This window comes from Flavobacterium cheonanense, from assembly GCF_039539185.1.
Classification (GTDB): Bacteria; Bacteroidota; Bacteroidia; order Flavobacteriales; family Flavobacteriaceae; genus Flavobacterium; species Flavobacterium cheonanense.
In genome coordinates, this window is the sequence record NZ_BAABCT010000004.1 from 243,831 (window position 1) to 256,157 (window position 12,327).

The window sequence follows — 12,327 nt, forward strand, 5'->3', positions numbered from 1 at the left end:
ATTTATCAAAAAAACATATTCTCTATTTCAAAGTAAAATTTGAGCGGCCAACTAACTCATCTCTATCAAAAATATTGACAAAATATACACCTTTTACGAAATCTTTTTTGGTAAACTCTATGGTGCAATCCATTTGTTGGTTGTTATAATTTAGGGTTTTACTCAAGCTATATGTCAATGATTCGTTGTCAAAATATTCAGTGATGCGTTTGCCTAAAACATTGTTTTTTCCGTCAATAATCTGGATGTAGTAATTTTTTTCGCCACTTTTAGCCGTTGGATTATCATTGAGCGTAAAAGTAATTTTAATCAAATCGGCTTTTCCTGAAACGTTTGTTTCTATTTGTTTCGCACCAGATTTGATTGAGTATGCAGCAGCTTTTACATTAGACAAAGTAACTTTAGAAAATTTCTCAAATCGAACTTGTGGTGAAGTTTTTTTAACTTCTACAACTTCTTGCTTAGGTAATTCTTTTTTAGCAAAAAAATCATCCGATTTCGGTTTTGTAGGTTCTGTTTTAGTCACAGCAACAACTTCTTTCTTTGCAGGAATTGCCACAGGTGTAACTGTATTTTCTATTTTTGGTTGGTTTACTTTTTTGGCAACTTGAGCTTTTTCTTGCTTGATCGTAATATTTGTCTTCTTGTTTTTCAAAACTACTATCTCATCTACCAAAAGTCTCATTTTAGATTCTAAAGATTGGTATTGCGTTTTGTATTTTACTAAAGCTTGAGCATCATTTTTAGTTTTTTCTAACTCAGCAACTAATGCTTGAACTTTTTCACGCTCAGCTTCTAGAGCATTATAATTATTGGTTTTTTCAGCAATTTTAGAATCATACATTTGTTTTAATTCTTCAATTTCTTGCATTACCTTTTTGTCATCTGTAATTCCAGTTGAAGTCGAACCATTTTCGTTGGTATTGCCAAGAATATAACCAATGGTTCCTGCCAACATCAGCAACAACACACCAATAATTCCGATTAAAATAGTAATACTTCTTTTATTGCTCATTATATTTCAATTATACTACAAAATAACATCAAAAAGTGGTGTTTCAGTCGTTGATAAACTAACAAGTTATAAACAAAAAAGGCGTTTACCGAAAGTAAACACCTTTTCCTATTTTGAATTAATAATTGTTTTATCGCAATGTAAAACTAGATTTTGAAACCAATTCTGCTTTGTCAAATACATTTACAAAATACGTTCCTTTTTGAAAATCTTTTCCTGGCAAATCTTTAACCACATCAACCGTTTTATTTTCATATTTCACAGTAGAGGTAAAACTATAAGTCAAGGATTTGTCTCCAAAACTTGTAGTGATTTTATCTCCAAGAACATTGTTTTTGCTATCAATTACTTGAACATAGTAAGTTTTATCTCCAGATTTTGCTACGCTATTTTCAGCAATAGTAAAACTCACTTTCAAGATATCTACTCTACTCGCTTTATCTGTTTCTACTTGTTTTCCAGAACCTTTCAATTTATAAGAACCAGTTTTCAAATTTAATACAGATAATTTAGAAGCTTTTTCTACAGTTTTAGAAAGTTCTTCATTTTGACCTACAAGTACTTGATTGTAATTTTTAGAATCTGCCAAAACTACTTTTGTACTATCTAAATTTGTAGTAAGTGTTTGATTTTCTTTTTTCAAAACAGCAACTTCTTGCATCAAACTGTTCATTTTAGTTTGCAATGCTGCTACTTGTTGTTTGTATTTTGCCATAGCATTTACATCACCTTTAGATTTCTCTAATTGCGCCATCAATCCTACAACTTTTTCTCTTTCAGCAATTAACTCATCAGACATTGATGTGTTTTCTGCAATTGCGGCATCATAAGTAGCTTTTAGTTCTTCCAAATCTTTAAGAACATTATCTTTTTCTGTTTTTACAGACGAAACCTCTGTTTCAAGAGTTTTGGTTTCTGTTGTCAATTTGAATATATAAAACAAACTTCCCAACAACAATAGTGAAAGCACTAATATGATGGCTTTTAACGACGTGTTACCTTTTTGATTTTCCATTTTTTGAAGAATTAATTTGAACAAATTTAGCAATATTACTTTAAGCATAAACGTATGTTAACATAAATATATTATTTTTGGAGAAAGATTTATTTTTTTAATGGAAAAACTTATTCGCTTTACAGCATCCGATTTGTCAAAGATTACTAATCATCGTAGCGGTGAAGTGAAATTTGGAGAAAAAATGGTAACCATTCCAAAAGAGCAAGATGTGGCTAAATTCCTCAAAGAATGTGAGCAACAATTTGTATTATTTGGAATTCCAGAAGATATTGGAGTAAGAGCCAATTATGGCCGACCTGGAGCAAGTACCGCTTGGGAAAGTGCCATCAAAAGTATTGCTAATATTCAGCACAATCGTTTTTGCAAAGGATCACAGATTGTAGTTCTGGGTGCATTAGACGTAGCAGAAGAAATGGAATTAGTTCAAAATCTTGATTTTAACGTAACTGCCGATAGAAAAAAATTAAGCGAATTAGTTGTAAAAATTGACAAAGAAGTAGCTCATATAATCTCTCTAATTGTTACTGCTGGAAAAATACCTTTGGTTATTGGTGGTGGTCACAACAATGCCTACGGAAACATAAAAGGAACTGCTTTAGCCAAAGGAAAGCCAATAAATGCAGTAAACTTTGATGCGCATTCCGATTTTAGAATTTTAGAAGGTCGACACAGTGGAAACGGATTTTCATATGCTTTTGAAGAAGGTTTTCTTAAGAAATATTTCATTTTTGGTTTACATCATTGCTATACTTCTAAAAGTGTTTTAGACAAACTCAAAACCTTAAAAGATAGAGTTTTGTACAATACATACGATAGCATGAAGATTAAAATGACTAAAAATTTTAATAGCGAAATGCAATTTGCTCTGGACTTTATAAAAAATGATTCCTATGGTGTAGAAATCGACTTAGATTCAATTCCAAACATACCTTGTAGTGCTATGACATTAAGTGGTTTTTCTGTAGAAGAAGTGCGCCAATTTATTTACTTCTTTGGCAAACACCAAAATGCGGCTTACTTGCACATTTGTGAAGGCGCACCAAGTTTAGACCACGATAAAAACAGTCACTTAGTAGGGAAATTAATTGGCTATTTAGTGACCGATTTCATTAAAGCGAAAACTTTGGTGGAGTTGAGTTAGTTTTGATTTCGAAATCGACCAACTAGAAACGTTACTTGAAGTGCTACTAAAAATCAATAATCATGGAAAATCATAGAATCTTCTCTACTTCATTTGCTAGCGTCTATCCGCATTATGTAAACAAAGCGGAAAAAAAGGGTCGTTCCAAAGAAGAAGTTGATACCATCATTTGTTGGCTTACTGGATATAATCAAGAGCAATTACAACAGATTTTAGACAATAAAACAACTTTCGAAACCTTCTTTGAAGATGCTCCACAATTAAACGAAAATGTTATTAAAATAACTGGAGTAATTTGTGGTTATAGAATAGAAGAAATCGAAAACAAATTGATGCAAAAGATTCGTTATTTAGATAAACTAATAGACGAATTGGCTAAAGGTAGAACCATGGAAAAGATTTTGAGGAGTTAGATAAAAAATCGCTACAACTTACCAATTTATTGACTAAAAATAAGGTTTAATAAATATAACCTATCTTTGCAACCACTTGAAACAGTTCAAGACGAATACACTTATGACATTCAGCGATTTAAATTTATTAAAAAACATACAACAGGCATTAACTGAAGAAGGTTATGAATCGCCTACACCAATTCAACAACAAGCCATTCCTGTTATTCTAGAAGGAACCGATTTAGTGGGTTGTGCCCAAACTGGTACAGGAAAAACAGCTGCATTTGCTATTCCTATTATAAACATGTTACATCGTTTGGTAGGTTCTTCTGCAAAAAGAAAAGTAATAAGAACTTTGGTGGTTACTCCTACTCGTGAATTAGCTATTCAAATTGACGAAAGTTTCAATACTTACGGAAAATATACCAATATTCGTTCGATGGTTATTTTTGGTGGTGTTAGCCAAGTGCCACAAGTTGATCAACTAAAAAAAGGAATTGATATTCTAATTGCAACGCCAGGAAGACTTTTAGACCTTCACAAACAAGGATTTATTGATTTAGATCATTTGCATTTTCTTGTTTTAGATGAAGCCGATCAAATGTTGGATATGGGTTTTATTAATGATGTAAAGAAAATTGTAAAACTTACTCCAGACAACAGACAAACACTTTTGTTTTCTGCAACGATGCCAATGGCAATTCGTGAATTGGCAGATACTTTTTTGACCAAACCAAAATATGTTTCGGTAGATCCAGTTTCATCAACAGCAGAGAAAGTAAATCAAAAAGTATATTTTGTTGGAAAAGAAGACAAAAGAAAATTATTATATCACATCATCAGAAATGATAAAATCGAAAATGTATTGGTTTTTACAAGAACTAAACATGGTGCAGATAATGTGGTAAAAGCTCTAAAGAAAAACAATGTAACTGCCGAAGCAATTCACGGAGATAAATCGCAAAACGCAAGACAACGTGTTTTAGACGCTTTCAAAAATAAAGAAATATCTGTATTAGTTGCCACCGATATTGCAGCTCGTGGAATTGATATTGAAAGTTTGCCTTATGTAATCAATTTTGACATTCCAAATATTTCAGAAACCTATGTTCACCGAATTGGAAGAACTGGAAGAGCTGGAAATACTGGTTTGGCAATTTCCTTTTGTGCCAAAGATGAGCAACCTTATTGGAAAGATATTGAGAAGTTAATTAAGATTAATGTAAAAGTAGAAAAAGAGCATCCTTATCCCTATACAGACGAAGTTCCAAACCCAGATGCAAAACCAGATTTGAGAAATAAAAAGAAACCAGGATCTGGAAATTCAAGAAAATCGGATGCTTCTAAAAAGAATAAAAAACGTTGGTATTAATCAACGTTTTTTTTTGTCACAAGATTATTAATAACTTGAAATAACTTACCTTGTTCAAATGGCTTTATGATAATATCATTCATTCCACATGACAATGCTTGCTCGGTAATTTCTTGTTTATCGAATGCTGTTAAAGCTATTACTGGAGTAGTAATTCCTTTTTTTCTAATGAGCTTTGTAGTATCAAATCCATTAATGATTGGCATATTGATATCCATTAAAATTACATCAAAATTTTCGTTATCTAGTAACTCAATTGCTGCATAACCATCATCTAGAATGGTACATTTGAAATTATTACTTTCTAAAATTTTCTTGGTAACTATTTGATTGATTTTATTGTCTTCCACCACAAGAATTTTATAAAAATGATTGGATGACAAATCGACAACAATGTTATTTATTATTTCGTTCTTTTTAGTTTCATCAGCTTCAAAACCAATGGTAAATGAGAAAGTTGTTCCAACTCCTTCTTCACTTTCAAGATGAATTTTACTTCCAAACAATTCGGTTAATTTTTGTACAATAGATAAACCTAAACCAGTGCCTTGATAATCTCCTTCTTTACGTTCAATTTGTACAAATTTTTCGAAAATTTTCTCTTGATCTTCTTTGGCAATACCTACACCGTTATCTTCAACACTGAAATGAATAAAATGTTTAGTTCCCTCTATTCTTTCTTGTTTTGCTGTTACTATAACTTTACCATCTTTAGTAAATTTCAAAGCATTACTTACTAAATTCATGAATACTTGTGACAATCGCAGTTTATCACCAATTAAGAATTCAGGAATATTGGCATCAATATCGGCAATTAATTTATTGTTGTTTTTTACTGCAATGAATTCTAAGGAATCAACAATGGTTTTAATTTCATCTGAAACATTAAAAATCATATTTTCCAACGTGATTTTATTTTCTTCAATTTTGTTGATTTGAAGTAAATCATTCACCAATGACAAAAGATATCTTGCTGAAAATTTTAAAGAATTTAAATGCGGACTATTTGCAAGCTCTTTGTGTTCATCAAGAATAATATTAGTAATTCCGACAACTCCATAAAGTGGCGTTCTTAATTCATGACTAATTGTAGATACGAATTGAGTTTTTAATTGAGATGCAACCTCTGCTTTTTCTTTAGCAATCTTTAATTCCTCATTTGCAATTTTTAACTCTCGATTAGATTCTTCTCTGAAGACATTATTTTTATACAATGAATAAAGCAATAACAACAAAATGAAAAGTATAATTACAAAAAGCAAAACAATTAATTTTGATTCTTTCAAATCTTTAGATTGCTTTGATTTTTCTACTTCAATTTTATCAATCTGTCTTTGATATTCCGCTAATTCAATTTCACTTCCGGCTAATTTTACTTTTTTTATTCGTTCATCATTATAAACTTTTTCTTTAAGTTCTTGATGAAGATTTAAGTAATAAAATGCTTTTTCGTAATTCTTATTTTTTTTGTAATGCTTAGAAAAGTCATTATAAACATCACAAACATTGGAATCAACAAGTTTTGAAGTATTCTTTTTACTCAAATTTACAGCTTCATTAAAATTCTGTTCGGCTTTTACATTGTCATTATAAAAACTATAATATGAACCAAACATTGAGTATAAAGAAATTTTTGCTTCTAACTCTTTACTTTTTAATACATAATCCTTTGTACTTTCAAGATAGACAATCCCATTTTTGAAATCATTAATTGCAAAATAAGCAGACGCAATATTGAGTTTAGTATACATTATTTCTATAGAATCTTTTATTTTTTCAGAAAAAAATAGCGCTTTCTTATAGTATTCAATACTTTTCTTAAAATTATTTTTTCTGTAAGAATAATAACTTCCAATATTGTTATTTACCCAATCTCTAATGGAATCATTTTGGGCTAATTCGGCGTGTCTAAGTGCTTTTTGGTAATAATCAAATCCTTTGTCTGGATTATAAAATTCTTCAAAATTTAGTCCAATTACATTATAGGCTTTTGCCATTAAAGCATCATCTTTGATTTTGTAGGCATTATCTAAAGCTGATTTAGATAATTTAAGTGATTTATCTACATCTAAATTAAAAAAGGCATCTCCTGCATCAATAAGCGTTTTCTCAATCTGTTTTTTTGATTGCACTTGAGAAATCGCCAACTGTAAAAAAGTTAAAGCAATTAACAGGAATATATTTTTATTAATTTTCAATTATTATAGATATGGCATTTTTCGAAAAAGAATCTTTGTAAGCTAAAATTACAAAAAAATCCCAAACAAATTTGGGATTTTTTTATAAAAACATTTAATTTCTTATTAACTTTTTATATTTCAATCGCTTAGGTGTTAAGTCTCCTCCTAATCGTTTTTTCTTATTTTCTTCATATTCAGAGAAACCACCTTCAAAGTAATATACTTGAGAATCTCCTTCAAAAGCTAGAATGTGAGTACAAATTCTATCTAAAAACCATCTGTCGTGAGAAATAACTACTGCACATCCTGCAAAATTTTCCAAACCTTCTTCTAAAGCTCGTAGCGTATTAATATCTAAATCGTTGGTTGGCTCATCTAATAAAAGTACGTTTCCTTCTTCTTTTAAAGTCATAGCAAGATGCAAACGGTTTCTTTCTCCACCAGAAAGTGCTGAAACTTTTTTGTTTTGTTCACTTCCACCGAAATTAAAACGAGATAAATAAGCTCTTGAATTAACTTGTCGTCCACCCATCATAATAAGTTCTTGACCATCACAGAAGTTTTCCCAAATAGATTTATTAGGATCAATGTTAGAATGCGCTTGATCTACATAAGCTATTTTAACTGTTTCTCCAATTTCAAACGTTCCTGCATCTGGAGTTTCTTCACCCATAATCATTCTGAAAATAGTTGATTTTCCTGCACCATTTGGTCCAATAATTCCAACAATTCCTGCTTGAGGTAAAGTGAAGTTCAAATCATCATACAATAATTTGTCTCCATAAGCTTTGGCAACACCTTTAGCTTCAATAACATTAGTTCCTAATCGTGGCCCATTTGGAATGTAGATTTCTAATTTTTCATCTAATTCTTTTTGGTCTTCGTTTAATAATTTATCATAGTTCTGAAGACGTGCTTTTTGTTTGGTTTGTCTTCCTTTTGCTCCTTGACGAACCCAATCTAACTCACGTTCTAAAGTTTTTCTACGTTTTGAAGCAGTTTTTTCTTCTTGCTCCATTCGTTTAGATTTTTGATCTAACCAAGAAGAGTAGTTTCCTTTCCATGGAATACCTTCACCTCTATCAAGTTCTAAAATCCAACCAGCAACGTTGTCTAAGAAATATCTATCGTGCGTTACTGCAATTACAGTTCCAGCATATTGAGCTAAGTGTTGTTCTAACCAAAGTACCGATTCTGCATCCAAGTGATTCGTTGGCTCATCTAATAATAAAACGTCAGGTTGTTGCAATAATAAACGACACAAAGCCACACGACGTCGCTCTCCACCAGATAAATGTTTGATTGGTGTATCGCCTTCTGGAGTACGTAAAGCATCCATTGCAATTTCTAATTTGGTATCTAATTCCCAAGCACCAGAAGCGTCAATTTTATCTTGTAAATCGGCTTGTCTGTCCATCAGTTTTTGCATTTTATCTGCATCTTCATACACCTCTGGCAAACCAAACATATCGTTGATTTTGTTGAACTCTTCAAGAACAGCAACAGTTTCAGCAACACCTTCCTTTACTATTTCAATAACTGTTTTATTATCATCTAATTGCGGTTCTTGCTCTAAATAACCAACTGTATAACCAGGTTGAAAAACCACATCGCCTTGATAGTTTTTATCAACTCCAGCAATGATTTTTAATAAAGATGATTTTCCAGAACCATTAAGTCCAAGAATACCAATTTTAGCTCCATAAAAGAAACTTAAATAGATGTTTTTCAATACTTGCTTATCACTTCCTTGATACGACTTGCTCAATTTTTGCATTGAGAAAATCACTTTCTTATCGTCTGACATTTTTATTTTGTTATATTAATTTAAAACTAAACTCTTCCTTTTAACGCATTAAAAACCCATGCATTGGCTAAAAAACCTACGCCAGTTGCTCCAAAACCCCATCCAGCAGTTTCATCATATCTGAATGCGCCTAATGCAATTAAAATTAATCCCATTACAATCATTATTAAAGTAGCCCAACCGAAAACGGTATTTTTATTCATTCCCATAATTTGCAATTTAATTTTTTTTGAGGAGGACAAATATCGTGAATATTGATGAAATTTTAAACTAATTTTTAAATTTATAAAACAATGATAGCATTACAACTAATAACGAACCAATAACATTAATGATTATATCTTTTATGTTAGTTTCTTTTAAATAAAAAATAGGTTGTTGCTGATAAAAATTCTGGAAATACTCATTCAAAAATCCTATTCCATTAAATGCGATAAACACTATTAATAAATTCAGATAAAATTTACTTGAAATCAAATTGAAAATCTGCATGTAAACATATAATGTTAGGCAAATCACAAAAGCAAAAAACAAGTGCTCTACACTATTTAAATGATAATCAATGCTTTTAGAAAAATTAAAAATATCTATTCTGACAAAAACAATAAAACCTAAAAAAGATAAAAACAACCAATTATAAAACTTATGTGATTTTATTTTTAAATAATTTGAATTAGAATTTAAGTATTCAAATGATAGGTAAAATAATACTTCGTAAATCAACAAAAAGCTTATACCTGAGACAATTGTAACAACAAATAAAAATAGAAAAAGTAATCTTTGATTATTTAATGAGTTCATAAAAACTTAATACTAATTAAAAATCTTAACCAGCATTTCCTTTAATAAATCGTGATTTGGTAACGAATTAGCACCTACTCCTTTGCTTTTTACATCAATATCTCGCAATGTTGCTACAATTGAACTCACTTTTTTCATTGGATAGTTTTTTAAAGCAACATCATAATCCTTTAAGAAATAGGGACTAACACCCAAAACAGCCGCAACATTTTTAGGATTTTTATCTTTCAATCCATGATACTTTAATAGCTTGATAAAAAAACTAAAAACCAAACTAGTTGTAACAACCATTGGATTATCCTTTGGATTATCAGCAAAATATTGAGCAATTTGATAGGCTTTTAGTTGATTTCGTGAGCCAAGAGCATTTTGCAATTCAAAGACATTGAAATCTTTACTGAAACCAATATTTTCTTCAATATCTTTAGGATTAATGGTATGTCCTTTTGGTAAAATGATTTGCAATTTATTCAATTCATTACTAATTCTACTTAAATCATTTCCTAGAAACTCAACCAACATTGCGTTTGCTTTGGGTTCGATTGTGTAACCTTTTCCTTGCAAAACTCTTGAAATCCATGTACCAACTTGATTGTCATACATTTTTTTACTTTCGAAAACTACTCCATGTTTGTCTAAAAGTTTGGTAACTTTTTTTCGTTTATCAAGTGTTTTGTATTTGTAAGCAAAAACTAAAACTGTTGTAGGTTGTGGATTTTCGACATAACTCTCAATCTTATCAATGGTTCTTGACAATTCTTGAGCTTCTCGAACTACAACTACTTGCCTGTCTGCCATCATTGGAAAACGTTTTGCATTTCCAACAACATCTTCAATAGTAACATCTCTTCCATATAAAATGGTTTGATTGAAATCGCGTTCGTGTTCTTGCAAAACATTTTGTTCAATATATTCGGTCAATTTATCAATATAATAAGGTTCATCACCCATTAAAAAATAAATAGGTTTGATATTTCCTGCTTTTATATCATTGATAATTTTTACAACTTCATCCATTATTATAAGTATTCAGTGTTCAGTAGCAGTTGGCAGTTTGTATAAATTAACTATTTTTGCTTCATGCAAAAACTCAATTTTCCAACATTTACGTTTCGGTTCAAAAATAGTGAAAATAAAGTAGCTATCTTCGATGAAATTAGGAAAAAATTTATCATTCTCACTCCAGAAGAATGGGTTCGTCAGCATGTAGTTCAGTTTTTATTACAAAAGAAAAACTATCCTAAATCGTATATTAATGTTGAAAAACTAATTAAAATTAATGATTTAAATAAGCGTTATGATATAGTTGTTTATCAGCCAAATGGAGAATTATTTTTATTAATAGAATGCAAAGCTCCTGAGGTAAAAATATCACAACAAACCTTTGATCAAATTGCAAGATATAATTTAGTTTTAAAAGCCAAATATCTTATGGTAACTAATGGCTTAAATCATTATTTTTGCCAAATGGATTTTGAAAATGAAAAATACGTTTTTCTAAAAGAACTTCCTGAATTTGAAACTTCAAATAAATAAATTTTGAAAAAAATAGCTGTCGTTATATTGAATTGGAATGGTGTAAAATTGTTAGAACAGTTTCTGCCATCTGTCATTTCATTTTCAAATGAAGCTATGATATATGTTGCTGATAATGCTTCTTCTGATAATTCAATTCAATTTGTAAAAGACAATTATCCAACCATAAAAATCATTCAAAACGATGGGAATTATGGTTTTGCAAATGGCTATAATATTGCTTTACAACAAGTTGAAGAAGAGTATTATTGTCTTTTAAATTCAGATGTTGAAGTTACAGAAAACTGGCTTACACCTATCCTTTCCATATTTGAATCTGAAAGTGATGTTGCCATAATTCAGCCAAAAATCCTTGATTTTAAAAATAAAGAATATTTTGAGTACGCAGGTGCAGCAGGCGGATTTATTGACAAATATGGATATCCTTTTTGCCGAGGAAGAATTTTTGAAACTATTGAAAAAGACAACCATCAATATGATGATGAAAAAGATATCTTTTGGTCAAGTGGCGCTTGTTTTTTTATTCGAAAAGATATTTATAGAAAACTAAACGGTTTTGATGGTGATTTTTTTGCACATCAAGAGGAAATTGATTTATGTTGGAGAGCATTCAATCTTGGATATAAAGCAAAATATACTTCAAAATCTATTGTTTATCATGTTGGAGGAGCAACTTTGAATGAAGGAAATCCGAAGAAAACATTTTTAAACTTTAGGAATTCTTTGTTAATGCTTTTGAAAAATTTGCCAAAAAACAAATTGTTTTCAATAATTTTCGTTAGATTAGTCTTAGATGGAATTGCTGGAATAAAATTTATTTTTCAAGGAAAATTCAAACATTGTTTTGCAATAATTAAGGCACACTTTCATTTTTATCATTTGGTTTCCAAAAACTTAAACAAAAGAAACTCTTTTCAAAAAGAAAATTACTTCCATACAAAAAGCATTGTATACTCCTATTTTGTTAAAGGCGGCAAGGTTTTTGACATATAATTAACAATACTTTATAGTAAATTTACGTTTAAACAATCAAGAAATTGTAATTTTGCAATATCAAAAATC

General features: G+C 30.2%; 11 protein-coding genes. 5 read left to right on the plus strand and 6 right to left on the minus strand.

What is annotated here, in order from left to right:
* Positions 1–22: 22 nt before the first annotated feature.
* Both ABD766_RS09520 and ABD766_RS09525 read right to left on the minus strand, forming a co-directional pair.
* A complete protein-coding gene (locus ABD766_RS09520; protein WP_344816459.1) occupies positions 23–1,015 on the minus strand; it encodes a coiled-coil domain-containing protein in 993 nt (330 codons plus the stop codon).
* A gap of 130 nt (positions 1,016–1,145) precedes the next feature.
* Positions 1,146–2,030: a hypothetical protein gene (locus tag ABD766_RS09525; protein ID WP_298308051.1), complete on the minus strand. Its 885-nt coding sequence runs from the start codon at positions 2,028–2,030 to the stop codon at positions 1,146–1,148.
* Positions 2,031–2,130: 100 nt separating this feature from the next.
* Here ABD766_RS09525 and ABD766_RS09530 point away from each other — a divergent pair, with 100 nt between their 5' ends.
* The 3 genes from ABD766_RS09530 (at position 2,131) to ABD766_RS09540 (ending at position 4,941) form a co-directional block, all read left to right on the plus strand.
* Positions 2,131–3,174, plus strand: coding sequence for a formimidoylglutamase (locus tag ABD766_RS09530; protein ID WP_344816460.1), 1,044 nt, complete (start codon positions 2,131–2,133; stop codon positions 3,172–3,174).
* A 62-nt stretch (positions 3,175–3,236) separates the two neighbouring features.
* Positions 3,237–3,587: a DUF2200 domain-containing protein gene (locus ABD766_RS09535; protein ID WP_344816461.1), complete on the plus strand. Its 351-nt coding sequence runs from the start codon at positions 3,237–3,239 to the stop codon at positions 3,585–3,587.
* A gap of 103 nt (positions 3,588–3,690) precedes the next feature.
* Positions 3,691–4,941 carry a DEAD/DEAH box helicase gene (locus tag ABD766_RS09540; RefSeq protein ID WP_344816462.1) on the plus strand — a complete coding sequence of 417 codons (1,251 nt, stop codon included), beginning with the start codon at positions 3,691–3,693 and terminating at the stop codon, positions 4,939–4,941.
* Here ABD766_RS09540 and ABD766_RS09545 read toward each other — a convergent pair.
* The 4 genes from ABD766_RS09545 to holA form a co-directional block, all read right to left on the minus strand.
* Complete coding sequence (locus ABD766_RS09545) at positions 4,938–7,073, minus strand: ATP-binding response regulator (RefSeq protein ID WP_344816463.1); 2,136 nt, start codon at positions 7,071–7,073, stop codon at positions 4,938–4,940. The genes ABD766_RS09540 and ABD766_RS09545 overlap by 4 nt on opposite strands.
* A gap of 160 nt (positions 7,074–7,233) precedes the next feature.
* Complete coding sequence (gene ettA, locus ABD766_RS09550; RefSeq protein ID WP_344816464.1) at positions 7,234–8,928, minus strand: energy-dependent translational throttle protein EttA; 1,695 nt, start codon at positions 8,926–8,928, stop codon at positions 7,234–7,236.
* Positions 8,929–8,954: 26 nt separating this feature from the next.
* The gene (locus tag ABD766_RS09555) at positions 8,955–9,137 is read right to left on the minus strand and encodes a CAL67264 family membrane protein (RefSeq protein WP_298308067.1); all 183 of its coding nucleotides are present in this window, start codon (positions 9,135–9,137) and stop codon (positions 8,955–8,957) included.
* Between the two features lie 604 nt (positions 9,138–9,741).
* Positions 9,742–10,746, minus strand: coding sequence for a DNA polymerase III subunit delta (gene holA / locus ABD766_RS09560; RefSeq protein WP_344816465.1), 1,005 nt, complete (start codon positions 10,744–10,746; stop codon positions 9,742–9,744).
* A gap of 63 nt (positions 10,747–10,809) precedes the next feature.
* Here holA and ABD766_RS09565 point away from each other — a divergent pair, with 63 nt between their 5' ends.
* Complete coding sequence (locus ABD766_RS09565; RefSeq protein ID WP_344816466.1) at positions 10,810–11,265, plus strand: type I restriction enzyme HsdR N-terminal domain-containing protein; 456 nt, start codon at positions 10,810–10,812, stop codon at positions 11,263–11,265.
* Between the two features lie 3 nt (positions 11,266–11,268).
* Positions 11,269–12,258, plus strand: coding sequence for a glycosyltransferase family 2 protein (locus ABD766_RS09570; protein ID WP_344816467.1), 990 nt, complete (start codon positions 11,269–11,271; stop codon positions 12,256–12,258).
* Positions 12,259–12,327 lie beyond the last annotated feature (69 nt).

Coding starts and splice junctions, on each gene's coding strand:
- ABD766_RS09520 (WP_344816459.1), bottom strand. CDS start 1,015: ATGAGCAATAAAAGAAGTATTACTATTTTAATCGGAATTATTGGTGTG.
- ABD766_RS09525 (WP_298308051.1), bottom strand. CDS start 2,030: ATGGAAAATCAAAAAGGTAACACGTCGTTAAAAGCCATCATATTAGTG.
- ABD766_RS09530 (WP_344816460.1), top strand. CDS start 2,131: ATGGAAAAACTTATTCGCTTTACAGCATCCGATTTGTCAAAGATTACT.
- ABD766_RS09535 (WP_344816461.1), top strand. CDS start 3,237: ATGGAAAATCATAGAATCTTCTCTACTTCATTTGCTAGCGTCTATCCG.
- ABD766_RS09540 (WP_344816462.1), top strand. CDS start 3,691: ATGACATTCAGCGATTTAAATTTATTAAAAAACATACAACAGGCATTA.
- ettA (WP_344816464.1), bottom strand. CDS start 8,928: ATGTCAGACGATAAGAAAGTGATTTTCTCAATGCAAAAATTGAGCAAG.
- ABD766_RS09555 (WP_298308067.1), bottom strand. CDS start 9,137: ATGGGAATGAATAAAAATACCGTTTTCGGTTGGGCTACTTTAATAATG.
- holA (WP_344816465.1), bottom strand. CDS start 10,746: ATGGATGAAGTTGTAAAAATTATCAATGATATAAAAGCAGGAAATATC.
- ABD766_RS09565 (WP_344816466.1), top strand. CDS start 10,810: ATGCAAAAACTCAATTTTCCAACATTTACGTTTCGGTTCAAAAATAGT.